Source organism: Synechococcus sp. CS-1333 (genome assembly GCF_025128015.1).
Taxonomy (GTDB): Bacteria; Cyanobacteriota; Cyanobacteriia; order PCC-6307; family Cyanobiaceae; genus MW101C3.
Genome location: NZ_JAHLYO010000014.1, coordinates 193754 through 217429, shown reverse-complemented (window position 1 = coordinate 217429; position 23676 = coordinate 193754). Strand labels below are relative to the sequence as shown.

Sequence of the window (23676 nt, the reverse complement as noted above, 5' to 3'; positions counted from 1 at the left end):
GAAACTGGAGCAAATGACGGCTTGCGGCTTAGCGAGAGTTGTTTTTAAGCCCTCTATGCGGCTAAAGTCATAGCAATTGCTGATGGACCACCCATGGCCGTCGCTCCCGCGTCTGTTCTTTCCCTCGCAGCCGCCGCCGGTGGCGGCTGCCTGCTCTTCCGCCAGCTCTTCGACGGCGACACCGGCACCTTCACCTATCTGCTCGCCGATGTGCGCAGCCGCCAGGGTCTGCTGATTGATGCGGTCTTCGAGCAGCACGACCGCGATCTTGCCCTGATCCGTGAACTGGACATCGATTTGGTGGCCTGCCTGGACACCCATGCCCATGCCGACCACGTGACGGGCAGCTGGCTGATGCACGCCGCCACCGGCAGTGCCATTGGCCTTGCCGCTGCTGTCGGTGCCGAGCACGTGAGCCTGCCGTTGCGGCACGGTGATCGGGTTCCCTTCGGCGAGCGCTCCGTGGAGGTGCGCGCCACCCCCGGCCACACCGACGGTTGCCTCACCTACGTGCTCGATGACCAGGCGATGGCCTTCACCGGCGATGCCGTGCTGGTCCGCGGTTGCGGCCGCTGCGACTTCCAGCAGGGCAACGCCCACTCCCTCTGGACCTCGATCACGGGGCAGATCTTCTCTCTTCCCGACGCCTGCCTGCTCTATCCCGGCCACGACTACACCGGCCGCAGCGTGACCTCCGTTGCCGAGGAGAAGGTCTTCAACGCAAGGCTGGGCGGCAGTGCCACCGAGAGGGATTTCGTCGGCCACATGGAGGCGATGAAGCTTCCCCATCCCCACAAGATCGCTGAAGCCCTGCCCGGCAACATGCGCTCCGGCAAGCCACGCCAGCTGGCGGCCGCTCCCGCCTGGGCGCCCCTGACCCGCAGCTACGCCGGCCTGCCTGAACTCACGCCGGCCTGGGTGGTCGCCCATCAGAGCGATCTCACCGTGCTCGATGTGCGCTCTGCCGAGGAATTCAACGGCCCCGATGGCAGGGTGGCCGGCAGCCTGCTGATCCCCCTGCCGGAGCTTGAAGGCCGCTCCAGCGAGATCCCCACCGGTCGGCCGCTGGTCGTGGTCTGTCATTCAGGCAGTCGTTCCGCCCTGGCCACCCAGCAACTGCTGAAAGCTGGTCATGCCCAGGTGGCCAACCTGCACGGCGGCCTGAGCCGTTGGGCGGCCGAGGGCTTCCCGCTGGAAGGCGTCATTCCTGCCTGAGGGGTGCGCCCCTGATCGCTTCGATCACCGACTCCGCTTCGGCATTGCCCCGTTCTCTGCTTCTCCACCGATGGCGTCCACCCCTTCAGCTGCACAGCTCCACCGCATCAGCGCCCATGACCTGGCCGACCAACTGGCTGCCCAAGGCGTCAGCGTGATCGATGTGCGCGAACCGATGGAGTACGCCTCCGGCCACATCAGCGGCAGCCTCAACGTTCCCCTTTCACGCCTCACCCAGGCCGATTTGCCGAACGGACCGCTTGTGCTGGTCTGCCAGAGCGGCAACCGCAGCAGCAAGGCCTTGACCCAGCTTCTGCACAAGGGCCACCCGCACCCGGTTGCCGACCTGCTCGGTGGTCTTCCCGCCTGGCAGGAGGCTGGTTTCTCCGTGCGCAAGCTCAAAGGAGCGCCACTGCCCTTGATGCGCCAGGTGCAGATCGTGGCAGGAAGCCTGGTGTTGCTGGGGGTGATCCTGAGCCAGACGGTGGCTCCCGGCTGGATCTGGCTGAGCGGTTTCGTGGGGGCTGGCCTCACCTTTGCGGGCCTCAGCGGCTTCTGCGGCATGGCGCGCCTGCTGGCTGTGATGCCCTGGAACCAGGTGGCGATCGGATCACGGGGGAAATGAGCGCCACGACCATGGCGCTGCTGCTGGTGGGCGGCGCCCTGATCGGCTTTCTGCTCGCCGTCCTCGGCGCCGGCGGCTCGATCTTATTGTTGCCCCTGCTGGTGAGCGGTGCGGCCCTGCCCACCAAGGCCGCGGTTCCGCTCTCGCTGCTGGTGGTCACCTTGCTGGCCCTCGGCAATGTGGGTCCTTACATCCGCCGCCGCCAGATCGCGATCCAGCCCGCCCTGGTGCTGGGGGTGCCGGCCCTCGCCGGCAGCTGGATCGGCGGCACCCTGGTGAAGGCTGGTCTGATCCCGGAGCCGCTGCAGCTGGGAATCTTCACGGCCGCAGCCTTGCTGGCCTCCTGGCTGCTCAATCGTCGCAGTGCCAGAGAGCGTCCTCTCCAGCACGGACGCCCTGCGGGTTCCCCCGTGCTGCTGGCCAGCCAGGGCGTGGTGGTGGGCCTGCTCACCGGCGTCGCCGGGGTGGGCGGCGGTTTTGCGATCGTGCCAGCCCTCGTCCTTCTGGCGGGGCTGCCGATGCAGCTCGCCAGTGGCACAAGCCTGCTGCTGATCGCCACCAATTCCCTGGTCGCCCTTGCCGCACTGGGCCACTGGCCCACGGCCCACCTGCCGCTCCTGTTGCCTCTGCTTGGTGGTGGCTTCCTTGGGGGGATGGTCGGCCAACGGCTCGCGCCTCACCTGCCGGAGGTGCGGCTGCACCAGGGGTTCTCGGCGCTTCTGATCGGATCGGCCCTGCTCACCGGAGCCGAGGTCTGGCGTCGCCACGATCACCTGCCCGCTGTTCCCATGGCTTCCAGCCGCCAGAGCCTGCAGGCTGCGCACCGATCAGCCTCTCCCGTCTCCTCATCCTCAGCCGTTTCCATCGCGCCATGAATGAACGCACCTTCCAGTTCCGGCTGCGCAGCAGCCACCCCGCTCCAGATCGCGCCACTCACGATCTGGTGGTGGAGTTCCTGAGCGACTCCGGCGCCTGGGAGCCCCAGCAGCTCAGCTTCACCATGCCGGGATTCCGGATCTACCTGATTTCGCTGCTGCTCTGCCAGCACTTCTATCTGGTGGCCAATGCCAGGGAGAAGGCCATTCCGCTGCTGCAGGTGGAGGCTGATTTTGTCGTCACCACAAGCAGCGACTGGATCGTGGCCAGGGTGGAGGGCGACTTCCGGATCCAGCTGGATGCCGCCTTCGAGCAGGAACGGGGCCTCGCCGATGCGGAGGCGATCGCCTACATCCAGGAGCGCATGAAGCTCTGTCCGGTCTCCCGCAACCTGCCCGATGGGGTGTGCAAGCGCATCGTGCTCACTTCCCTGAGCTGATCTGAGGGAGTTCTCCGCTCAGGCCCCAAGGGCAGGACCCTCCACGTCCTGGTGCCGGTGGATGGCAGTGAGCTGCCGGGGGGGCGGCGCCAGAAATCTTGGGGAAGCCCGCCAGAGATCTATCGACAATGCGAAAGATGTTGAGAAATGAAGGTATAAACCTCTCCTTGTGTAGCAAGGTTCGCGCTTGGCCAGGAGAGGGGATTCTCGCCGGTTTCTTGCCTCGGATCTGACTAGCTTGAGAGCGTAAACATACAGTTTTCACCATGAAGACATCCTTCACTTTCCCGGTTTTTGCATGGCTTCAGCGTTTTACCGCTCATGGCACCCTCTGGGTGATGAGCTTTGCACTGTTTGCTCTCGGCACACTGTGCAGCCCATCGGTTGCCATGGCTGTCGATAGCTCGGGCAACTGGAACCTTGAGGATGGTTCGGGCCACCGGCTGGGGGCAGTGCTCTATGAACGATCAAACATCGATCCGTCTGCTGGTCTGCGACTGAAACTGACGGCGGAGTCTGACGGGCTCAAACTGGATCATGCCCGTCCCCTCATGCTCAGTGATGGGCGTGGCCAGGATTGGAGTCTGGCTAATCGCAGCGGAGAACTGATGGCAAGTAACGATGGCGCCATCCCGGTCGCTTCGTCCCAGTACGACGCCAGTTGTCTGAACCCCACCCCAAGTGATGGCGTGCCCATGGAGATGACAGTCGTCAGTTCCGCAGGTGATCTGAGCTTTGCGCTGTCGCCAGGCCAAGTGCAGACCCTGCACTCACTGACTGACGCCTGCGTTAACTGAAGGCCGCCCTCTGCAGCGGAAATGGCAACTGCGCATGCATGGCGAACCAGGACATGAGCTGGATCTTCACCAGACATCGACCAGCTGTCTCCTCGGTCGCCTTGTTCTTGCCGGCCATGGAGTAGCCGACTGACAAACTTGTGGACATTGTCGTTTGACCAACACCATGGGGCGCCCCTACCAACCCTCGCTGCTGAGGCTGCTGCACGGACTCACGGCGGTGCTGGTGCTGGGTTGCTGTCTGAGCGGGCTGTTCGTGTATAGCCGCTACGACGGCCGCTGGGGACGGCTGCCTTTCGTGCCAGGCGGCAGCTGGATCGATCTGCATGGCCAGGTGGGCTGGTTCCTGCTGCCCGTGGGCCTGGCCTTCACCGGCTACGCGCTCACGCTCGGCAAGGCGCGGCTGCGGCGCGCCACCAACGCGATGGCGCTGGTGGCGCTGGTGCTGGCGGTGGCCACCGGCAAGTTGATGCAGGAAGACTGGCTGCGTGACGGCGAACTGCACCACCTGGTGTATTCGCTGCATCTGGTGGCCTGGCTTGTGATCGGCCTGGCGGTGCTGGTGCATGTGGCAGGCAGCCTGCAACTGGGGGGTTGGCCGCTGGTGGTGTCGATGTCGAACACGAGCCTGCGGGAGGGGGATCTGCCTGGCGACTGGCCCTCCCAGATCCGCCGCTACATCAAGCGCAAGCGCTGAAGCTGCCGGACATTGCTCAGAGCGGATCGCCGGGCAGGAAACGCCGGATGAACTGGGCCAGGGGCATCGGCCGGCAGCGGGCCTGCCAGTTGTTGCCGCCCGGCAGCCGCCGCCAGCACTGCACCTCTACGCGGGCTGGATCGCAGGCAGCGTCCCCGCCCACGTCGCCAGCGAGCAGCTGCACCTGGTAGCGGTAGTCGGCATCGGCGGCCTGCTCGGGGGCCGCCAACGCTTCGGCGCCCGGCTGGGTGCTGAGGAACGCGGCCAGGAAGGCGGCCATCTGCTGCTGCTGCCGCAGCGCCATGGCGAAGCGCCAGGCGGCGCCGGTGGGGTAGCCGTCGTGGTGAAGGTAGAGGTGGCGCACCGGCGCGCCGGGAAAGCCTGTGAATGAATAGACGGCGCGGGTGGCCACGGGGGCGGAGCGGCTGCCTCGACCAGTGCCCCCGGTGTCTCAGGGATTGTTCATGAAGAAGGGGCTGGCTGCATCTGGCCACAGCGGCGCCGGGCGCCATGGCGCCTCGCTGGATCACGGCCGAAGATGATGCCCGATCCAAGCGAGGGCTTCCCGCATGACCTCCACCATCACCGAGCCGGAAGACAGCCGTCTTGTGCTGTTGCGCCAGGAGTTCGAGCGGGACGCCAGCTTCAATCTGGTGTTCGTGGTGCTGACGGTGGGCGCCACCTTGATCGCCACCCTGGGCCTGCTGGCCAACAGCCCCGGTGTGGTGATCGGCGCGATGGTGGTGGCCCCCTGGATCATGCCGCTGCAGGCGATGGCGTTCGAGATCCTGCGGGGGCGCCTGCCGATGTTTCTGCGCGCGCTGCGCACCCTGCTGCTGGGCGTGGTGATCTGCGTGGTGCTGGCGATGCTGGTGGGCCGTCTGGTGGCCTTCCCCAGCTTCGGCAGCGAGGTGATGAACCGCACCAGCCCCAACCTGCTGGATCTGGGCGTGGCCCTGGTGGCCGGGGCGGTGGCGATGTTCGCCAAGCTCCGCAAGGACGCGATCTCGGCCCTGGCCGGCCTGGCGATCGCCGTGGCCCTGGTGCCGCCGATGTGTGTGGTGGGCATTCTGCTGGCCTCCTCGTTCTGGGCCCAGGCCTACGGGGCGCTGCTGCTGTTCGCCACCAACCTGCTGGGCATCATGTTGGGGGCGATGGCGGCGCTCGGCGCGCTGGAGCGGGTGTACCGCAGCCGCCTCTTTCACAGCAGGCTGGGCCTCACCAGCGTGGCGCTCACGGCGCTGCTGGTGATTCCGCTGGGCAGCAGCTTCTTTCGCCTGCTCAACCAGTCGCGGCAGGAGACGAAGGCCAAGGAAGTGGAGCAGGTGATCGAGCAGCAACTGCGCAGCAGCACGATCACCCTCGGCGGTGATCCGGCCATCGACCTGGTGGGCCTCTCGATCAACTGGCAGAAGAATCCGCCGCTGATCCGCGCCCGGGTGCGGGTCACGGATCCCTCCCTGCCCACCTCCGCGCAGGTGGCGGGCGTGCAGGCCTTCATCAACAAGAACCAGGCGCCGTTGCGCTTCCGCTTGGTGGTGCAACGCACCGCCGTCGATCTGATCGGCCCGGAGACTGCTCCCAACCCGCCGCACCTGGAAGTGCTGCCACCGTCTGCGCTGCCTTCAGCCGACTCCAAGGGGGAGTGAGGGTGTGACGGACACCGCCGCCGCTCAGGCGGAGCTCGATGGGGTGCGCGATCCGAAGCTGCGGCGGCTGTGGGCGTTCCTGCGGGTGTGCCTGGTGCTGGCGGGCATCGGCGGCACCAAGCTGCTGGTGCGCCGGCTGGGCTGGGAGGTGCTGGCCCCCAATCCGCTGTTTCCGGCGCTGGTGGCCTCCGAGGTGGTGTTGCTGGGCTTCCTGCTGAACGGGGTGCTGCTGGATTACAAGGAAGGCGAGACGATGCCGGCGGAACTGGCCGCTGCGATGGAATGCGTCGCCAGTGAAGTGCGCGCTGTGCAGGTGCTGCACCCCGAGGCCGAGATCCGCCCGGCCTTGGCGGCGCTGACGGCCTTCAGTGAGGCTCTGCTGGGCTGGATGCGGGAAGGCGGCGGTGTGGCCGTGTTGCTGGATCAGCTCGATGCTCTGCAGCAGCTGATCGAGCAGTTGCGCGCCTGGAACCCGGCTCCGTTGCAGGCCCGCCTGCTGCTCGAACTGGCCACGATCCGCCGCCATGTGTATCGCATCGAAGTGATCCGAGAAACCACCTTCGTGCCGTCGGTGTATGGCATGGCCTATCTGGGCACAGGCCTGCTCACCGTGGGGCTGGTGCTCACCGACATCGAACCGTTCAGTGAATCGATGTTCTTCATCGGCGTGATCTCTTTCCTGCTGATCAAGCTGCTCTACCTGATCACCGATCTCGATAATCCCTTCGCCGCTGGCGACAAGCTGTCTGTGGAGAATGTATCGCTGATGCCGCTGGCGTTGGCGTTGCGGCGGTTGCGGGGTGGGAAGGGGGTTGGGTGAGGGTAAGGATGTGGATTGAGGGCGAAGCCGTTGTGGCCACCGATGGGTTGGAGGTCACCGCCAGAGAGCGTGTGATGTGAGCGGTCCAAGGGGATAAGTGTCCGTACTTTGGACACATAAAAACCGGCCCTTGCATTCCGCGAGTACCCGTTTTCGCTGCTCTGCAGGATCAAGTTCAGGTGAGGAGGGGATGGGCATGATGCAGGCCCAGCGGGCGCGGACGTTTTGTAGAAGCGGTTGGCCTTGCGGTTGGGGATGATCGTTTTCAGAAACCGGTGCCCTTCGGTTTCGATCATCGGTACCAGGTGGATGTAGCCATAGAGCCGCACCACGAGGATGCGCAGGAACCACCTCATCCAGCCGCGTACTCGTGCGAGCCGCCCGCAGCTAGCCTTACCAGGTAATACCCAGCCCCGGGAGTGCGTTTCGATGGACTCTGCCGATGCCGTCACCAGCTCGATCACCAGCAAGGGGCAGGTGACCATCCCCAAGGCGTTGCGCCAGCAGTTCGGGTTGGCCAGGGGCAGCCGCGTGAGCTTCGCGTTGGTGGGGGATCACATCGAGCTCCGCCCCTGGAAGCCGGAGCAGACCCTGGCGGAGAGCGGGTTCGGATTGCTCAGGTCCAGCCGGCCAGCCGTGCCGGCGGACTTCGACCCCGCCAGCCTGCTGCGCCCGTGATTGGTGTGGACACCAATGTGCTGGCCCGCTACTTCGTGGCGGAGGACGACGCCGATGCAGCCACGGAACGCCAGCGCCGGGCCGCCCTGGATCTGATCGAATCCGGCCAACCGCTGTTCCTGGCCAAGACGGTGGCTCTGGAGCTGGAGCAGTTGCTGCAGGTGTTCGACCACCTGCTGGCCCATCCCGGCCTCACGGCAGAAGACCGGCCAGCCCTGGAGCAGGCCGTGGCCGGTGTGCGCAACGGGCTCGACTTCGCTGATGCCCTCCACCATGCAAGCTGCCGCAGTTGCGCGTCGATGGCGTCGTTTGATGATCGCGGCTTTGTGCGGCGCAGCCGCCAGCTCAATCTGGCGCCACGGGTGTTTGTGCCGGCAGGTCCCTGAGCGGGAATCAGGGCCTTGATGGCTCAACCAACTCGGAGCCTGCCGCCGACGTCCGCTCCTGGTGTTCCTTGAGGGTGACGCTCTTGGCGTCTTTCCATTTCCCCGATCACGATCAGGTTGCGGATCACACCGTCTTGGTGGAGTGTTGACTCAAGGAAGCTGGCGCGACCATCCTGGGTATAGCAACGGATTCTTTTCGAAGCTTCAGCAATGCTTTCGAGATCGAGCAGGTCTTTACTCACAACGGCCTGGCTTCTGCGATCACCTGAATGCCGATCGTTGGATGCAGCTGATCGGGTTCGGCTAGATCAACACGGCAGTTGAGCAGGGATTCAAGCTCCTGCTGAAGTGCGATCACTTCCAGCAGGGAATGGCCTTGTTCAAGATCCACCAACAGATCAAGGTCACTTCCTGGCCGGTCAAGCCCACGAGCTACCGAACCGAACTCGCCTCCCTCAGCCCCGCCGCACCACCACCACGCCGCGGCTGAGGCCGGAGCTGCTGTCGGTGGTGCGGATCGCCTGCCAGAGATCGGCGAGGGGCACCCACACCGACGGGTAGCGGTAGCGGGCCACATCCAGGATCAGTACCCGATCGGTGCTGGCGTTGTAGGCGGCCAGCGGGGAGATGTGGCCGCCGCCGGCCTGGCCGAGGGACGGGCGGAAGTAGTTGACCAGCAGGCGGTCGTCGGCGCGGGCGAGGTTGCTGCGCACCAGCAGGCGGAACTGGGCCAGGCTGAGCCGGTCGCCGTGGATGGCGCGGGCCTGCAGGCCATGGCTGGCCAGCAGCGCCCTTAGCTCCTGCAGGGTCATGCCCTGGCGGGCCACCAGCTCGGGGCTCAGCACCGCCCGGGTGGCGGTGGCCTCGAACACGTTGTCCTGCGTCCAGAAGCGGTAGCTGCCGTAGCCCGCTGCCGCCGGCGCCGGCACCGCCAGGCTGTTGAGCACCATCACCATGCTGGCCACGCCGCAGTAGGCCAGGTTGGCCTGGGTGAGGAACTGCTCCGCCAGGGGACCGTAGTCGGCGCGATCGGCGCTTTGCAGCAGCAGGGTCTGGCCCTGGGGTTCCGGCAGGGGGATCGTGGCTGCCGGGGGTTGCGCCAGGGCCCGAGGCAGCAGCGGTGGCAGGGCCAGCAGCGCCAGGCCCAGAACGGCCGGCAGGGCACGACAGGGGCGGGAAGCGGGCGGGGTCAGGGGATGGATCTGCGGTTTGCGCCAGTGTGGCGACGCAAGCAAGCCTTGGCGGTTTCCGGATCCGGGGCTGTGGCACGAACTCCAGGATTCGATGGGTCCGTCTTCAGCAATGCCGTTGCTGGCGGCTTTCCGCTGGCACCCGATGCGCGCCAAAAGCCTGCAGGATCACGGCCCAGGGGTGAGAACTCCGCCTGTTCAAGGTGGTGATCGAGCCCACAAGCTCATGGTGCCTGCCAGGAGTTGATCCGATCGATCCCGATCCCTTCGAAATCGGCCACATGGCGGGTGGCCAGGCGAGCACTCCGGGCCAGGGTGGTGGCAGCGATCACCGCACTAGCCGTGGTCATCGGCCGGCCCAGGCGTTCCCGCTGCCTGAGTACCTCCGCATGCCAATGCGCGGCTTCGCGATCGAGTGCCCACACCCGTTCGTGGCAAGGGGCTGGCAGCAGTGTGTCCCAGCTTCGCTGCAACGCCTCCCGCCGCCGGCCCTCCGGCAGGCGAGCGATGCCATGCAAAATCTCGGCCTCATTCATCGACGTGAGGCCTGCCGTTCCCGGAGCCAGGCGATCTGCCCAGGCCAGGGCCATCCGCAACCTCAGGCGACGCTGCCACCCCTCGCCGCGCCAGGCTGACGACAATCAGTTGCTGCCGGAGACGGCGCCACGCCGATGTGCTTCTCCAGCAGCGCCAGCTTCGTGGTGGCGGCGGCGCTGTTGCCCGTGGGCGTGGCCTCTGTGCGCTATTGCCAGCAAGCCCAGCGCAGCGATCTGCTGCCCCTGGCGTTCTCGCCGCTGTTCTTCTCGGTGCAACAAACCCTGGAGGGTGTGGTCTGGCTTGGCCTGGCGCCAGGCGGTGCCGCCGCGCTCGTGCATCCCGCCGCGCTCGCCTATCTGTTCTTTGCCTACGCCTTCTGGCTGGCCTGGTTTCCCTGGTGCGCCCTGCGGCTGAACCGGCAGTTGCTGCCCGGTCTGCGTCACCGCCTGCTGCAGACCGCTCTGGTGCTTGGCCTGCTGGTGGGCGCCGGGCTCTGGCTGCCGCTGCTGCTGGATGGCGCTCTGTTCGAGCCGGTGGTGGTGAACGGATCCCTCAGCTACACCACGACCCTGCTGGCAAGCCGCTGGATCAGTCTCGGTGTCGGCAGCACGCTCTACGGCATGGTGATCATCGCTCCCTTGCTACTCAGCCGCTCGGGACGGCTGCGTGGGTTCGCTGGATCTTTGCTAGTGGTGTTTCTGCTGTCGCACCTTTCTTTCAGCTACGCCTTCACCTCGGTGTGGTGCTTGTTCAGCGCGTTGTTGTCGGGTTCGCTCTATTGGATTCTTCGCGATCCGGAGCCTGTGGTGCTGGTGGCCTGACGACGCCCCGCTGTGCTTTGAATCTGTGGTTCGAAGCTGTAGCGCCAAGGGGTGAACCGCCTCTGTGATCCGCCGCCATGAGTGACGCTCCCGTCCCCACCGATCCCGCCCAGCTGCGGCGTCATTACCAGCAGGCCGACCTGCGGCGGGCTGATCTGGCGGACGACCCGGTGGCGCAGTTCCGCCGCTGGTTCGATCAGGCCGTGACCGCCGGGCTGGAGGAGCCCAACGCCATGGTGCTGGGCACCAGCGATGGCGTGCGTCCCAGTGCCCGCACCGTGCTGCTCAAGGCGTTCGACGCGCGCGGCTTTGTGTTCTTCACCCACTACGACAGCCGCAAGGCCACCGAGATCGCCGCTCACCCCCAGGTGAGCCTGCTGTTTCCCTGGTACGGGCTGGAGCGGCAAGTGGCGATCCTGGGCCGGGCCGAGCGGATCAGCACGGCCGAATCGCTCGCCTATTTCCTCTCACGGCCGCTCGGCAGCCGGTTGGGGGCGTGGGTGTCGCAGCAGAGCGCCGTGATCAGCTCGCGCTCGTTGCTGGAAGCGCAATGGGAGGCGATGCAACGCCGCTTCGCTGGTGGGGAGGTGCCGTTGCCGCCGGCCTGGGGCGGCCTGCGGGTGGTGCCGGCCGAATTCGAGTTCTGGCAGGGCCGGCCCAACCGCCTGCACGATCGCTTCCGCTACAGGCGGGCGGGGGAAGCGGGGGAAGGTGGCGCGGCGGAGGCAGGTAGCGGTGGTGAAAGCGGCAGCGCCTGGCTGATCGAGCGGCTGGCGCCCTGAGCCCGCCCCAGCACAAGCACTCACCTTGAGAGATGGTCAGGGGGGCTGCCGATTCAGGCCCCCCGATCGTGGCCATGGTGCAGGTGACGCCGCAGCTGCGGGTTCCGTCTGTTCCGTCGCCCAGGTTCGATGCCCTTTGCGCTCAACTTCGTTCACCCCGTGCTGATGTGGGGGTTGCTGGGTCTGATGCTCTACTCGGGCTATCTGGGCTTCAAGGCCAGCCTGATCCGCAAGGCCAGCCCGGAAGACCGCAAAGCCATGCTGCAGGAGCACTACGGCGCGCGGCACGCCCGGCTCGGCCCGGTGATCCTGGCGGTCACCCTGCTGGGTGCCGTCGGTGGCATGGCCGCCACCTATCTCAAGAACGGCAAGTTGATCCTCGGTCCGCACCTGTTCGTCGGCCTTGGTGTGGCGGCGCTGGTGATCGTCACCGCCTCGCTCGGCCCCTCCCTGCAGAAAGGCAAGGACTGGGCCCGCACCCTGCACGTGACCACCAACGGCCTCGTGCTCACCCTGTTCGGCTGGCAGGCCATCAGCGGCATCGCCATCGTGCAGAAGCTGCTCAGCTCCGCCTCTTCGGTCACGCCCGCGCTTGTCCCTGCCATGAGCTGATGGCACGGCGCGGGCCGTAGGCGTCCGCCCCTGCTTACCTTGGCCCAATGCGTCTGCTGCACACCTCCGACTGGCATCTGGGCCGCAGCTTTCACGGGGTCTCGCTGTTGGAGGAGCAGGCGGCGGCGATCTCGCGGATCGTGTCGCTCGCTCTGGAGCACCAGGTGGATGCGGTGCTCATCGCTGGCGATCTCTACGACCGTGCCATTCCTCCTGCCGAGGCGGTGGCCCTGTTCAACGACGCCCTCGCCCGGCTGAGCGCCGGTGGCACGGCCGTGGTGGCCATCGCCGGCAACCACGATTCCCATGTGCGGGTGTCGGTGTACGACCCCTTGCTCTCCGCCTTCAACATCACGGTGCGGGGCGACGTGGGCCGGGCCCAGGAGCCGGTGCTGGTGACGCCCAGGGCCGGCGGCACGCCCGTGGCTATCTATCCCCTGCCGTACCTGGAGCCGGCGGTGGTTGGGCCGGCCCTGGCTGGCGAACCGGTGCGCCTGCGCCACGAGGAGGTGACCCGGCTGGCCATCGAGCGGATCCACGCCGATCGGCGCGAACGGCCGCCCCAGCGTTCGGTGCTGGTGGCCCACACCTTCGTGGCGGGCGGCGAAACCTCGGAGTCGGAGCGGGAGCTCACCATCGGCAACGTCGACCGGGTGAGCGTGGCGGCCTTCGAGGGCTTCGATTACGTGGCCCTGGGCCACCTGCACGCCTCCCAGCAGCTGGACGGCCCCCGGGTCGCCTATTCGGGCACTCCGCTGGCCTATTCCTTTTCCGAGGAGCACCACGTCAAGTCGGTGCGGATCGTGGAGCTGGCCGCCGACGGGACGCCCAGCGTGGAAGTGGTGCCCCTGGAGGTGGGCCGGCCCCTGTGCACCCTGCGGGGGGCCATCGAGGAGCTTTGCTCAGACCCTGCCCACGCCGCCGCCAGCGAGGCGCGGGTGCGGGCGATCCTCACCGACGACTCCCTGCCCCTGCAGGCCATGGCCCGGCTGCGGGCCCGCTTTCCCCACATCGCCGAGCTGCGCCACGAGCCCCCCGAGGTGGCCCGCGCCGGCGAGGCCGAGCGCCACCGCCAGGTGCGCCAGGCCCGCTCGCCGCTGGAGCTGGCCAGCGCCTTCTTCACCGACCAGCAGGGCCAGCCGCCCGGCGAGCCCGAGGCCGAGCTGCTGCGGGCGGCCCTGGCGGCGGCGGAACGGGGAGGGGAGCGGTGAAGCCGCACCGGCTGGCGATCGAGGCCTTCGGGCCCTACGCCGATCCGGTGGCGATCGACTTCGACGCCCTGGCCGCCGAGGGGCTGTTCCTGATCCACGGCACCACCGGCGCCGGCAAGACCTTCCTGCTCGATGCCCTCTGCTTCGCCCTCTACGGCGAGGTGTCGGGCGACCGCAGCGTCAAGGGGCTGCGCTCTGACCACGCCCCCCCCGGCGCCGTACCCCGGGTGAGCCTCGAGTTCTCCTGCGGCGCCGCCCGCTACCGGGTGGAGCGGGTCCCCGCCCACACGGCCCCGAAGGCCCGCGGCCAGGGCACCACCGAAAAGGCGCCCCAGGCGTTCCTGTTCCGGCTGGGCGCCGGCAAACCGGAGCAGGCCGTGGCGGCGAAGACCACCGAGGTGACGCGGGAGGTGGAACACCTGGTGGGGCTCAGCGCCGCCCAGTTCCGCCAGGTGATCCTGCTGCCCCAGGGGCGCTTCGCCGAGGTGCTGCGGGCCAAGGCCGAAGAGCGCGAAGCCCTGCTCAAGACCCTCTTCGACACGGTGATCTACGAGCGGGCCGGCTGGTGGCTCGAAGACCAGGCCCGCACGGCGCGGAACCTGGCGCTGGATCAGGCCCGGGAGCAGGAGGTGCTGCGGCGCCGGGCGGCCGACGCCTGGGACCCCCAGGCGCCCGAGCCGCCGGAGGGGGCGGAAGCGCCTCCGCCCCCCGCCGACCAGGCCGGCCTCGAAGCGCTGGTGGAGCGGATCGGCGGGGTGGTGCAGGGCACCGAGGCCGCCCTGGGGGAGGCCTCCGCCAGCCTGCTGGCGGCCCAGACGACCCTGGCGACCCTGGCGGCGCAGGCGGACCGCTGGGACCGGCGCGCCGCCGCCAGCGCCCAACTGGGCGAGCTGGAGGCCAAACAGGAGACGGTGGCGGAGTTCCGCCAGAAGCTCAGCCAGGCGGAGCGGGCCGAAACATTGCGCCCGAGCCTGGTGGCGGAACAGGGGGCCCGCCGTGCCCTCGCCCTGGTGGAGCGGGGGCTGCAGGAGCAACTGCGCGCCACGATCCAGGCCAGGGCAGGGGCGCGGGCGCTGCCGCCGTCGGTGCAGGAGCTGGATTTGGTGGCCCTGCCGTCCGCCGAAACCCTCGCCGCTGCCGGTGCCGACCTGGCCGCCCGGGGGGCGGAGGTGCGGGAGCTGGCCCGCAAAGCCGAGGAGGCTGCCCAGGCCGGGGGGGCGGCGGCCGCCGCCAGCCAGCGGGCCAGCGAGGCCGAAGCCGGGCGGGCCACCGCCGTCGCCCAGCAGGAGCGGCTGGCGGCGGAGCAGGAGCGGGAGCTGGTGCTGCTCGCCAAGGCCCGCAGCGCCCGCGACCAGCTCGAGGGCCTGCAGCGGGCCGCCCGGGAGGCTGATGGCCGCGCCGTTGCCGCCGAAGCCATCGCCCCGGCCCGGGAGCGGCAGAACGGGGCAGAGGTCGCCAGGAACGGCGCCGATCGCGAGGTCAACGCGGCGGCCGCCGGCCTCAACGAGCTGCGGCGGCGCCAGATCGAGGGCATGGCCGCCCGCCTGGCCGGGGGTCTGGCCGCCGGCGCCCCCTGCCCGGTCTGCGGCTCCGCCGACCATCCGGCGCCGGCCCGGCCCTCGGCCGATGCCGTGGACGACGGGACGATCGCCGCCGCCGAACGGACCCTGGCCGCGGCCACCCAGGCGGCACAGGCGGCCGCAGTGGCCCTGGCCAACGCCCAGGCCGCCCTCGCCGCCGTGCTGGAGAAGGCGGGCGACGGCGTCGATCCGCTCCCCGCCCGCCAGGCCGCCGGCACGGCCGCTGCGGCCCACCAGGCGGCCCAGTCCCTGGCCGAAGGCCTGCCGGCGCTGGAACAGCAGACCACCGATCGGGAGCAGCAACGCCAGCAGCTGGCCAAGGCCATTGAGGCGGCCGCCACGGCCATCGCCCTGGAGCGCCGGGCCGCCGCCGAGGCCAGCCAGCGGCAGCGGACCCTGGCGGAGCAGGTGGCGCGGGAGCTGGGGGAGGGGCTGGAGCCAGGCGCGGTGCTGCGGGCCTTCGGGCCTCTGGAGTCCGCCCTCCAGGCCCTGGTGGCCGGTGTGGGCGCCCACACCCGTGCCACCAGCGAGCTGGAGCAGGCGGCCCGGCGGCTGGGTCAGGAGCTGGCCGCCTCACCCTTCGCCACGGCGGAGGATGCCGCGGTGGCCCTGCAGGAGGAGAGCTGGCGCCTGAAGCTGGTCGAGCGGATCGCGGCCTACGAGGCGGCGGTGATCGAGCAGCGCAACCTCCTGTCCGCCCCCGATCTGGCCGATCTGCCGGAAGCCCGGCCCGACACCGCCGCCGCCGGCGAGGCCGTGGCCCGCCTGGATGGGGCACGCACCCGGGCCGTGGAGTGCCACAGCGAAGCTCGGGCCGCCCAGCGGGAGATCACCCGCCTCACCGCCGAACACCGCACCGGCACCACCGCCCTGGCGGCGAAGCAGGAGCGGGCCGAGCGGCTCAGTGCCGTGGCCAACCGTTGCCAGGGCAAGGCGGCCCCCTACATCTCCCTGCAGCGCTGGGTGCTCTCCGCCTACCTCGCCGACATCTGCGGCTACGCCAACCAGCGGCTCACCTTGATGACCTCCGGCCGCTACCAGTTGCGGCTCACCGATGAGGGCGGCCACGGCGGCCGCAACGCCGGGCTGGGCCTGCGGGTGCTGGATGCGTACACCGGCGAGGAGCGGGAGGTGAGCAGCCTCTCGGGCGGCGAAACCTTCCAGGCCTCCCTGGCCCTGGCCCTGGGCGTGGCCGACACGGTGCAGGCCCACGCCGGCGGGGTGCCTCTGGAGGCCCTGTTCATCGATGAAGGTTTCGGCAGCCTCGATCCCGACAACCTCCAGCTGGCGATGGACGAGCTCGACCGCTTGCGCGAGGGCGGCCGCATGATCGGCCTGATCAGCCACGTGAGCGCCCTGCGCGAGCGCATCCGCGGCGGCATCGAGGTGATCGCCGGCGACCGCGGCTCCACGCTGCGGCTGAGCAGCAGCTTCTAGAGCAGCCCTCGGTGGCGCACGAACAGCTGCACCATCGCCCAGGAGCCCAGTGTCACCTTGATCGCCACCAGCACATTGAGCAGCGGGATCCAGCTGCCACCCGCCAGGCTGCCGAATTCCCCGGGCGGTGGCGGCAGGCCACCGAGGGTGAGGGCGGCCAGCAGCACGAAGGCGATCACCGCCCCCTTCTCCCACAGGTCGGCGCGGTAGCGCCGGTACAGACGATCGGACAGTTCCGCCGAGCCGCTGATCAGGGCCAGCCCGATCGCCGTGCCGCCGGCCACCCCCGCCGCAAAGCCGCCTCCGGGCGAGAGGTGGCCGCGCAGGGCCAGCTCCACACCGATCAGGGCGGCGATCGTGCCGCCCAGCTGGCAGAGCACCACTGAAGGAGCATCAGCAAGGGCGCGCACGCTTGGTTTGGCCGTTTCGCCGGCAAAGAGAAAGCGCACGCCGATCGATGCCAGCGTGAACACCACCACCTCGGTGACCGTGTCGTAGAGGCGGGTGTAGAGGATCACCCCCGACACCAGATTCGGCACGTTCGTCTGCTCGACGAGGGTGTTGATCAGCGGCACCAGATCGGCGGCCGGCGGCAGGGCCGAAGCCAGGGGGGAGAGGCAGAGGGCCGTGGCGGCCACCAGGTAGAGCCAGGTCATAGGGCGTCCGCCAGGTCGAGCGCGCCGCCGCTCTCGCGCCAGGCGCGATAGCCCTCCAGGGCCTGCAGGCGCTTCAGCAGCCGCGGGTTCGCCAGCACCAGCCGCTGGTCGGCTTCGAGGCGGCCGTGACAGCCATCGGCGGCAGCGAGGGCCGCCTCCGCCGGCGGCACCAGTCGCAGCCGCAGGCCGGCGGGCTCCAGCCAGGCCCGCAACAGCTGCTGGCACTGGGGCGACGGCGGCGCGCGATCGGGAAACGAGAGCCGCAGCGCCATCGAGGAACGCAGCGCCACGGCATAGAGGGTGGTGGAGAGCAGGGTGCCCACCAGCGCCTCGGTGATCGCCACGTCCGGCGCCCCCAGCAGGGCATAGAGCAAGGTGGCCACCGAACCGAGAATGCCGCGCAGCACCAGGGTCTGGTAGGGGTTGGACTGGCTCACCAGCAGCACGGCGGTGAGCGGCAGCAGGGCGGTGATCGGCAGGATCAGATCGAGCTGCCCCGCCAGATCGAACAGCGCGGTCATGGGGTGGGCTCCTCCTCCGTGGGGCGGCTGGGATGGGACGGCAGCGAGCAGGCGGCCAGCACGTAGCCGAAAATCGTGTTCCACACGATCAGGCCCACCAGCGCCAGGGTGAGCAGCGGCCATTGCCCGGGGATACGCAGCAGCAGGCCCAGCAGCATCAGCGAGGATCCGAGCGTGTCGGCCACCGAAAGGGCGTGGAGTTTGCGCAGGTAGCTGTGCGTGCCCAGCAGCGGCCAGGTGCCCCAGAACCAGAGCACCAGGCCCGCGCCCAGCAGCAGCAGGCTGGCGTGATCCGCGAAGGAGTCCGGTCTCATCGCTCCACCTCCCGCAGCAGGTTGGCCAGCAGCAGCAGGCCGGCGTTGCCGGCGCTGAGCACGATCGCCCCCACCAGCCCCAGCATCCGGTCGTCGCGCAGCACCGACACCACCAGGATGATCAGCGCCACCTTCGACGAGACGCTGGAGAAGGCCGCCAGCCGGTCCCACACATCGGAGGGACGGCAGGCCACGGCGATCGGGATCAGCAGGGCCACCACCATGCCCCACAGCAACACAGTCATCGGTCGGAGGCCTCCGCTCTGGCGGCAGGAAGAAGGGAGTGGATGCGGTAGCGCTGGCCGCCGTCTTCAAGGCCGAGCACGATCGTGAACGGGGTGAGCGTGATGCGGAACACATCGAGGAACACCAGCAGCGGCAGGGCTCGATCGGTGGCCGGTTCGCTGGTTTCGCGTTCCACCACCCCCGGCGCCAGCATCAGCCGGAACGCCTCGGCGTAGGCCTGTGGAATCGCCAGCAGCGCGCGCAGCGTTGCCTTCAGCAACAGCCGCAGCGGCAGGGGCCGCGAGCGGGTGCGCGGCAGCAGCAGTGCCACAACCACCCCGATCAGAAGGTTGAGCCGGCTGAAATCACTGGTGAGCAGGCACCACACCGCCAGCCGAAAGGCGGTGCTCAGCAGCAGTGGCAGGAGACGTCTCATCGGTTCAGGATCACGAGCAGGCCCGCGCCCACCACGCCGATACCGCCGAGCAGGTCGGAGAGGCCCTCCAGCTCGGGCAGCCGCAGCCGCAGCCGCAGCCGCAGGCCGTCCCCTTCCAGCAGCTGGTGGAGGCCCCAGCCGCCGAGCAGCACCAGGGCGCTCTTGGCGATGGCGCTGACGGGCTTGTCGGTCCAGGTCAGGGTCGCAGCGCCGATCACCACCAGCGCCAGCACCAGCAGGATCACCCCCAGAGACCAGGCGGGTTCAGGGGTGTCCCCGCTGGCACTGCTGCCGTTTGCCGGCCTGCGGATCAGCGGGGCGCCCCAGAAGCGGGCGTAGGCCGCCGCCGTGCCCATGCTCAGCAGCGTCACGGCCACCTCGAGCGGCAGGGAGAGCGCACCGGACAGGCCCGCCTTGGCGGTGAAGCCGGCCAGGGGCGGCAGGCCCACGATCGAGAGCGAGCCGATGCACAGCGGCCACCACACCCCGGCAGGCAGGGGCCGTTCCCGCCAGCCCTGCAGGGCGCGGTCGGGGAAGCGGCGCGCCACCAGGAACATCGCCGCCTTGGCGGTGCCGTGGCTGAGGGCATAGAAGCCGCCGGCCACCGGCGAGAGCGCCACCAGCCCCATCTGCGACAGGGTGCTCCAGGCCAGCAGGCGCTTGGCATCGGCGTCGGCGAGGGCGAACATCAGGCCCAGCACGGCACTGGCCAGACCGACGCCCGTGATCACCGGGCCCAGGGCCGGCACGCCGTAGCTGAGGCGCAGCAACGGGGCGATGCCGGCGGTGACCACCACACCCGAGAGCAAGGCCGATACCTCCGCCGGCGCCTCGGCATGGGTGACGGGCAGCCACAGGCCCGAGAGGAACAGGCCGGACTTCATCAGCAGGCCCACCAGTATCAGGGCCAGGGCGGCGATGCTGCTGGTGCTCGCCACAGCCTCGAAGCGGAAGCTGCCGCGCTCCAGATACACCAGGGCAGCCCCGATCAGGAACAGCGTCATCACGGTGTTGCCGATCAGCAGGTAGCGCAGGGCCACCCACAGCGAGCGGTCGGAACGGCTGATCAGGATCAGCAGGAAGGCGCTGATCCCCACCACTTCAAGCGTCACGTAGAGGCTGATCAGGTCCGTCACCACAAAGGCGGTGCACAGGCCGCCGTGCAGCACCATCAGCAGTAACAGGAAGGGGCCCGGCAGGGGCCGCCGCCAGCTGTCGATCACCACCGCGCTGCACACCATGGCGTTGAGCAGCAGGAACGGCACGGCGACGGCATCGGTGTTCAGGGCCACGCCGTAGGCGCCGAGCAGTTCGATGCTGCCGGGTAGGCCGCCGAGCTGAATCGCCACGGCTATCGCGGTGGTGGCCAGGCTGCAGAGCAGGGCCAGCCAACGGGCCAGCGGTGGCAGCACGGCCGCCAGGAAGGCGGCCAGGAACGGCAGCAGCAACCAGGCGATCACCATTGCCTTGGTGGTAAGCAGCGGCGTCAAGGTGAGCGTCAGCCCCTGGATGAAGGTGAGCATCACCGCTGGCCACCGGTGTCGAAGCTGGCCAGATCCAGGCTGGGATCAATGCGCGAGAGGCGGGTGATCACCACCAGCAGCAACGCTTGAATCGAAAGGCCGATCACGATCGCGGTGAGAATCACTGCCTGGGGGATGGGGTCGGCCCAGGGCGTTCCCGGATCAATGGCTGCGGTGCGGCTGGCCGGCAGGATCGGGCTGCGCAGGCCGGAGCGGGCCCCCACCAGCACGAACAGGGCCACCACTGCGGAGCCCATCACGTCCATCGACAGGATCTTGAGAAACAGGTTGCGGCGCAGCATCAAGCCCGCAAAACCTGCAAGCACCGCCCCCAGGATGAGCAGCTCAAGCAGACGAAAGGGAGCCATGGAGTCAGGGTCTTCCGGCGGTCTGCCGGGACTGAGTGGGCAGACGGTAGCCGTCGCTGCCGTGAGCTGTCGGAACGCCCTGCGCAGGCCAGAGCAGGCGCCCTCGGCCTTGACCATTCCTCGCGATCTTTGCTGTGCAGAGACTCCCCGGCTCCTGTAACCGGACGGTTGCGGCCTGACCGCCATCCTCTAGTATCACGATGTCGTTATAGCGTTGAACAATGCCACTGGTGTTGACGCTCCCCGCCCCCTCCCCTGCTGCGCCTCCCCTGCCGCCAGCCCCCGAAGCACTGCCGGCCGCCCGGCAGCGTGTTCGCTGGCAGCGGCGCGGCCGCAACCGGCCCTGGCCGCGGCTCTGGTCAGAGCGCAGCCGGTTGCTGGAACGGCAGCACAGCCGCATCGAGGCGCTGCTGGAGCAGCTGATCGACGGCGAGGCCTCTACTGCCTGCTGCCGTCAGCTGGTGCGGGCACTGGGTCTGCATCTGCGGCTGGAGGAGCGCTGGCTCGCCGAAGTGGGCTGCCTCTGCCCCGGCCATCGCTACAGCCACCGCGAGGCCGCCGAGCTCGCAGGCTGCACCCCCGCCGGCAGCGCCGAGCGGCTCGGCTGGCTGCTCGATCTGCAGGAGTGGTTCCACCTGCATCGCCATGGCGCCGATGCCGTCGCCTATGCCCGCGCCGCCGCCGCCCCTGTCCCCCTCTCGAGCGCCTCCCGATGACCGCCACCATCCGCCAGCCCGCCGCCGCTGCCACCCCGGCCGCCCCCCACCTGCGCGAAGACCTGCTGACGCCCCGCTTTTACACCACGGAGATCGACAAGGCGGCCCGCACCGACCTGGAGCAGCAGCGGCCTGCCTTCGAGGCGATGCTCGCCGAGATGGAGGCCGATCACAACCGCGACCACTTCGACCGCAAGGCCCCGCTCGACCGTCTGCGCGCTCTCAGCCCGGAAGCCAAGACCGCTTACGAGAGCTATCTGGTGCGGTCGTGCGTGTCGGAGTTCTCCGGTTTCCTGCTGTTCAAGGAGCTCTCCCGCCGCCTGTTCCAGGCCGAACGCCAGGAGCTGGGCCGCCTGTTCCAGCTGATGGCCCGCGATGAAGCCCGCCATGCCGGCTTCCTCAACCGGGCGCTGGTGGCGGAAGGGATCGAGCTCGATCTGCCCAAGCTGAGCACCAAGCGGCCGATCACCTGGTTCCCGCTCAGCTGGGTGCTCTATTCCGTGTTTCTGTCCGAAAAGATCGGCTATTGGCGTTACATCCTGATCGACCGCCATCTCAAGGCCAACCCCGACAACGCCTTTGCGCCGCTGTTCGATTTCTTCGAGCCCTGGTGCCAGGACGAGAACCGCCACGGCGACATCTTCAACCTGCTGATCCGCTGCTGGCCCGGTCTGAAGCAGGGGCTGCGCGGCAAGTTGCTCAGCCGTTTCTTCCTCTGGTCGGTGTTTCTCACCCACAGCCTCACCGTGTGTGAGCGGGGCGATTTCTACCGCCTGCTGGGCATGGATCCCCGCCGCTTCGATGCCGAGGTGATGCGCCAGACCAACCGCACCGCCCGCCGCGCCTTCCCCTGGGTGTTCGACCTCGAGCAGAGCCGTTACCTGGAGCTGCGCGACCGCCTGGTCACCTGCTTCCAGCAGATGCAGGCGCTCAAGACGGAGCCGGGCGCACTGCTGCGCAGGCTGGGCCTGAAGCTGCGCTTTGCCGGGCTGCTGCTGCGGCAGTTCTGCCAGCCGATGGTGCCGGCGGAGGGGGCATGACCCACACACCCGCCGGCTTCGAGATCCCGCGCGTGTTCATCGGCTACGACCCGCGGGAACGGGTGGCGGTGAACGTGCTCGCCGATTCCTTTCAGGCCCGCTCCAGCCTGCCGCTGCTGATCGGTCAGGTGCGGCTCGATCAGCTGGCGGGGGTGTACCAGCGGGAACGCGATCCGCGCCAGAGCACGGATTTCTCCTTCAGCCGTTTCCTGGTGCCCTGGCTGGCGGGCTACCGGGGCTGGGCCCTGTTCATCGATGCCGACATGCTCTGCTTGGCGGACCTCGCCGAGCTCTGGGCCCTGCGCGACGAGCGCTATGCGGTGCAGTTGGTGAAGCACCAGCACGTGTGTGAGCAGGGGCTGAAGTTCCAGGGCATGCCCCAGACGCCCTACGGCCGCAAGAACTGGTCGTCGGTGATGCTCTTCAACTGCGCGCGTTGCATGGCGCTCACGCCGGAGCTGGTGAACAGCGCCTCGGGCCTGGAGCTGCATCAGTTCCACTGGCTGGCCGACGAGCAGATCGGCGCGCTGCGGCCTGAATGGAACGTGCTGGTGGGGGTGCAGCCCCTGCCGGCGGCCCCAAAGATCCTGCACTACACGCTGGGCGGCCCCTGGTTCGACGACTGCCTGACCATGCCCGCCTCAGACCGCTGGCTGGCGGCCCGCGCCGCCATGAACGAACCGCTGCCGGTGGAGCCGGCGGCTGTTGTTGTGCCGGAGCCTGTCGGTGGCCGTTCCCCAGAGCCGGCGGCTGTTGGTGCCCCCGAGGCGCAGCCTGTTGGCCATCACCCCCTTCCCGTTTCCATCACCTGAGGTCACCATGCCCGCTCCCGCGCTCACCCCTGCGTATCGCGATGCCTATGGGCGGATCAATGGTCTTGTGATCGTGGGCGAGGGCCTGGCCGATCACCATTTCCGCCAGCTGGCCCAGCTGCTGCCGGAAGACGGCGACGAGCTGCGGCGCCTGGCGGCGATGGAAGGCCGTCACGCCGTGGATTTCGTGGGCTGCGGCCGCCAGCTGGCGATTCGCCCCGATCTCCCCCTGGCGCGCCGCCTGTTCGCGCCGCTGCGCGCCCTGTTCAATGAGGCGTTCAGCACCACGGACACGGTGGGGGCTCTGGTGATCCAGTGCCTGATCGTGGAAAGCTTTGCCGTGGCCGCCTACCGCTGCTATCTGCCGGTGGCCGATGCCTACGCCGCACCGATCACGGCGGCGGTGCTGGCCGATGAGGCCGAACACCTCGACTACGGCGAGCGCCAGCTGGCGGCCCGCTTCCCTGCCGTGGCGGCGCCGCTCAGCCGCTGGTGTGAGCGGGCGGTGCCGGTGGCGATGGCGATGTTGCGGGAGGTGCACGGCGATCTGGAAGTGATCGGCATCGATCCCAGTGCGCTGGTGGGGGAATTCATGGGCTGCCTGGGCACGGCGCTGGAGGCGGTCGGTTTCGCCCCACGCCAGGCCACGCGCCTGGCCGCACGCCTGGCGGCGGTGGCCTGCGGGTGAATCCAGTGGCCTGAGGCTGAGCGCG

Annotated in this window: 30 protein-coding genes; 19 read left to right on the top strand and 11 right to left on the bottom strand. The window is 68.8% G+C overall.

Annotated elements, in window-relative coordinates:
- Window positions 1-93 precede the first annotated feature (93 nt).
- The 6 genes from KQ303_RS05565 to KQ303_RS05540 all read left to right on the top strand — a co-directional run bounded on the left by KQ303_RS05565 (window position 94) and on the right by KQ303_RS05540 (window position 4649).
- Window positions 94-1215, top strand: a complete 1122-nt coding sequence (locus KQ303_RS05565) for a rhodanese-like domain-containing protein (protein WP_259729486.1) — start codon at window positions 94-96, stop codon at window positions 1213-1215.
- 70 nt (window positions 1216-1285) lie between these two features.
- Window positions 1286-1840, top strand: coding sequence for a rhodanese-like domain-containing protein (locus tag KQ303_RS05560; protein WP_259729485.1), 555 nt, complete (start codon window positions 1286-1288; stop codon window positions 1838-1840).
- Window positions 1837-2715, top strand: a complete 879-nt coding sequence (locus KQ303_RS05555; RefSeq protein ID WP_259729484.1) for a sulfite exporter TauE/SafE family protein — start codon at window positions 1837-1839, stop codon at window positions 2713-2715. Before KQ303_RS05560 ends, KQ303_RS05555 begins: the two co-directional genes overlap by 4 nt.
- Window positions 2712-3155 carry an OsmC family protein gene (locus KQ303_RS05550; protein ID WP_259729483.1) on the top strand — a complete coding sequence of 148 codons (444 nt, stop codon included), beginning with the start codon at window positions 2712-2714 and terminating at the stop codon, window positions 3153-3155. The genes KQ303_RS05555 and KQ303_RS05550 overlap by 4 nt, the downstream gene beginning before the upstream one ends.
- Window positions 3156-3421: 266 nt before the next feature.
- Entirely contained in the window at window positions 3422-3952 is a 531-nt protein-coding gene (locus tag KQ303_RS05545; protein ID WP_259729482.1) for a DUF3122 domain-containing protein, read from the top strand.
- Between the two features lie 166 nt (window positions 3953-4118).
- Entirely contained in the window at window positions 4119-4649 is a 531-nt protein-coding gene (locus KQ303_RS05540; protein ID WP_259729481.1) for a PepSY domain-containing protein, read from the top strand.
- A 16-nt stretch (window positions 4650-4665) separates the two neighbouring features.
- Here KQ303_RS05540 and KQ303_RS05535 read toward each other — a convergent pair whose 3' ends face one another.
- Entirely contained in the window at window positions 4666-5061 is a 396-nt protein-coding gene (locus KQ303_RS05535) for a hypothetical protein (RefSeq protein ID WP_259729480.1), read from the bottom strand.
- A 157-nt stretch (window positions 5062-5218) separates the two neighbouring features.
- Between KQ303_RS05535 and KQ303_RS05530 the strand changes: the two genes are divergently transcribed.
- The 4 genes from KQ303_RS05530 to KQ303_RS05515 all read left to right on the top strand — a co-directional run bounded on the left by KQ303_RS05530 (window position 5219) and on the right by KQ303_RS05515 (window position 8182).
- Window positions 5219-6298 (top strand): DUF389 domain-containing protein, encoded by a 1080-nt coding sequence (locus KQ303_RS05530; protein WP_259729479.1) that lies wholly within the window; start codon window positions 5219-5221, stop codon window positions 6296-6298.
- A 4-nt stretch (window positions 6299-6302) separates the two neighbouring features.
- Window positions 6303-7118: a hypothetical protein gene (locus KQ303_RS05525; protein WP_259729478.1), complete on the top strand. Its 816-nt coding sequence runs from the start codon at window positions 6303-6305 to the stop codon at window positions 7116-7118.
- A 429-nt stretch (window positions 7119-7547) separates the two neighbouring features.
- Entirely contained in the window at window positions 7548-7796 is a 249-nt protein-coding gene (locus KQ303_RS05520) for an AbrB/MazE/SpoVT family DNA-binding domain-containing protein (RefSeq protein WP_158217421.1), read from the top strand.
- A gap of 5 nt (window positions 7797-7801) precedes the next feature.
- A complete protein-coding gene (locus KQ303_RS05515; RefSeq protein WP_259729477.1) occupies window positions 7802-8182 on the top strand; it encodes a hypothetical protein in 381 nt (126 codons plus the stop codon).
- Window positions 8183-8420: 238 nt separating this feature from the next.
- On the opposite strand, the gene KQ303_RS05510 is transcribed toward KQ303_RS05515, so the two are convergent.
- The 3 genes from KQ303_RS05510 to KQ303_RS05500 all read right to left on the bottom strand — a co-directional run bounded on the left by KQ303_RS05510 (window position 8421) and on the right by KQ303_RS05500 (window position 9962).
- Window positions 8421-8714 (bottom strand): nucleotidyltransferase family protein, encoded by a 294-nt coding sequence (locus tag KQ303_RS05510; RefSeq protein WP_259729690.1) that lies wholly within the window; start codon window positions 8712-8714, stop codon window positions 8421-8423.
- Entirely contained in the window at window positions 8638-9417 is a 780-nt protein-coding gene (locus KQ303_RS05505; RefSeq protein ID WP_259729476.1) for a phytochelatin synthase family protein, read from the bottom strand. The genes KQ303_RS05510 and KQ303_RS05505 overlap by 77 nt, the downstream gene beginning before the upstream one ends.
- Window positions 9418-9596: 179 nt before the next feature.
- Window positions 9597-9962, bottom strand: a complete 366-nt coding sequence (locus KQ303_RS05500; RefSeq protein ID WP_259729475.1) for a type II toxin-antitoxin system VapC family toxin — start codon at window positions 9960-9962, stop codon at window positions 9597-9599.
- Between the two features lie 81 nt (window positions 9963-10043).
- Here KQ303_RS05500 and KQ303_RS05495 point away from each other — a divergent pair, with 81 nt between their 5' ends.
- The 5 genes from KQ303_RS05495 (at window position 10044) to KQ303_RS05475 (ending at window position 16352) form a co-directional block, all read left to right on the top strand.
- Window positions 10044-10730: a DUF6629 family protein gene (locus KQ303_RS05495; RefSeq protein ID WP_259729474.1), complete on the top strand. Its 687-nt coding sequence runs from the start codon at window positions 10044-10046 to the stop codon at window positions 10728-10730.
- A 77-nt stretch (window positions 10731-10807) separates the two neighbouring features.
- Window positions 10808-11512: a pyridoxamine 5'-phosphate oxidase gene (pdxH, locus tag KQ303_RS05490; protein WP_259729473.1), complete on the top strand. Its 705-nt coding sequence runs from the start codon at window positions 10808-10810 to the stop codon at window positions 11510-11512.
- Between the two features lie 129 nt (window positions 11513-11641).
- On the top strand, window positions 11642-12124 hold the full coding sequence (locus KQ303_RS05485) for a DUF4079 domain-containing protein (RefSeq protein ID WP_259729472.1): 483 nt from the start codon (window positions 11642-11644) through the stop codon (window positions 12122-12124).
- 47 nt (window positions 12125-12171) lie between these two features.
- On the top strand, window positions 12172-13335 hold the full coding sequence (locus KQ303_RS05480; protein WP_259729471.1) for an exonuclease SbcCD subunit D: 1164 nt from the start codon (window positions 12172-12174) through the stop codon (window positions 13333-13335).
- Window positions 13332-16352 (top strand): SMC family ATPase, encoded by a 3021-nt coding sequence (locus tag KQ303_RS05475; RefSeq protein WP_259729470.1) that lies wholly within the window; start codon window positions 13332-13334, stop codon window positions 16350-16352. Before KQ303_RS05480 ends, KQ303_RS05475 begins: the two co-directional genes overlap by 4 nt.
- Here KQ303_RS05475 and KQ303_RS05470 read toward each other — a convergent pair.
- From KQ303_RS05470 to KQ303_RS05440, 7 genes are read right to left on the bottom strand one after another with little or no spacing between them, the layout of a single operon-like run.
- Window positions 16349-17008 carry a Na(+)/H(+) antiporter subunit B gene (locus KQ303_RS05470; protein WP_259729469.1) on the bottom strand — a complete coding sequence of 220 codons (660 nt, stop codon included), beginning with the start codon at window positions 17006-17008 and terminating at the stop codon, window positions 16349-16351. The two genes, KQ303_RS05475 and KQ303_RS05470, sit on opposite strands and share 4 nt — an antisense overlap.
- The gene (locus KQ303_RS05465) at window positions 17005-17529 is read right to left on the bottom strand and encodes a hydrogenase subunit MbhD domain-containing protein (protein WP_259729468.1); all 525 of its coding nucleotides are present in this window, start codon (window positions 17527-17529) and stop codon (window positions 17005-17007) included. The genes KQ303_RS05470 and KQ303_RS05465 overlap by 4 nt, the downstream gene beginning before the upstream one ends.
- Complete coding sequence (locus tag KQ303_RS05460; protein ID WP_259729467.1) at window positions 17526-17843, bottom strand: monovalent cation/H(+) antiporter subunit G; 318 nt, start codon at window positions 17841-17843, stop codon at window positions 17526-17528. Before KQ303_RS05460 ends, KQ303_RS05465 begins: the two co-directional genes overlap by 4 nt.
- Complete coding sequence (locus tag KQ303_RS05455) at window positions 17840-18088, bottom strand: hypothetical protein (RefSeq protein WP_259729466.1); 249 nt, start codon at window positions 18086-18088, stop codon at window positions 17840-17842. Before KQ303_RS05455 ends, KQ303_RS05460 begins: the two co-directional genes overlap by 4 nt.
- Window positions 18085-18504: a Na+/H+ antiporter subunit E gene (locus KQ303_RS05450; protein WP_259729465.1), complete on the bottom strand. Its 420-nt coding sequence runs from the start codon at window positions 18502-18504 to the stop codon at window positions 18085-18087. Before KQ303_RS05450 ends, KQ303_RS05455 begins: the two co-directional genes overlap by 4 nt.
- Window positions 18501-20027 carry a proton-conducting transporter membrane subunit gene (locus tag KQ303_RS05445; RefSeq protein WP_259729464.1) on the bottom strand — a complete coding sequence of 509 codons (1527 nt, stop codon included), beginning with the start codon at window positions 20025-20027 and terminating at the stop codon, window positions 18501-18503. The genes KQ303_RS05450 and KQ303_RS05445 overlap by 4 nt, the downstream gene beginning before the upstream one ends.
- On the bottom strand, window positions 20027-20395 hold the full coding sequence (locus KQ303_RS05440; protein WP_259729463.1) for a cation:proton antiporter subunit C: 369 nt from the start codon (window positions 20393-20395) through the stop codon (window positions 20027-20029). The genes KQ303_RS05445 and KQ303_RS05440 overlap by 1 nt, the downstream gene beginning before the upstream one ends.
- A gap of 221 nt (window positions 20396-20616) precedes the next feature.
- Here KQ303_RS05440 and KQ303_RS05435 point away from each other — a divergent pair, with 221 nt between their 5' ends.
- Genes KQ303_RS05435 through KQ303_RS05420 form a run of 4 tightly spaced genes read left to right on the top strand, consistent with a single transcriptional unit; the run spans window position 20617 to window position 23651 of the window.
- Window positions 20617-21111 carry a hypothetical protein gene (locus tag KQ303_RS05435; protein WP_259729462.1) on the top strand — a complete coding sequence of 165 codons (495 nt, stop codon included), beginning with the start codon at window positions 20617-20619 and terminating at the stop codon, window positions 21109-21111.
- Window positions 21108-22151 (top strand): magnesium-protoporphyrin IX monomethyl ester (oxidative) cyclase, encoded by a 1044-nt coding sequence (acsF, locus tag KQ303_RS05430; protein WP_094510750.1) that lies wholly within the window; start codon window positions 21108-21110, stop codon window positions 22149-22151. The genes KQ303_RS05435 and acsF overlap by 4 nt, the downstream gene beginning before the upstream one ends.
- Window positions 22148-22963, top strand: a complete 816-nt coding sequence (locus tag KQ303_RS05425) for a hypothetical protein (RefSeq protein WP_311134123.1) — start codon at window positions 22148-22150, stop codon at window positions 22961-22963. The genes acsF and KQ303_RS05425 overlap by 4 nt, the downstream gene beginning before the upstream one ends.
- Window positions 22929-23651 carry a long-chain fatty aldehyde decarbonylase gene (locus KQ303_RS05420; protein WP_259729461.1) on the top strand — a complete coding sequence of 241 codons (723 nt, stop codon included), beginning with the start codon at window positions 22929-22931 and terminating at the stop codon, window positions 23649-23651. The genes KQ303_RS05425 and KQ303_RS05420 overlap by 35 nt, the downstream gene beginning before the upstream one ends.
- Window positions 23652-23676 lie beyond the last annotated feature (25 nt).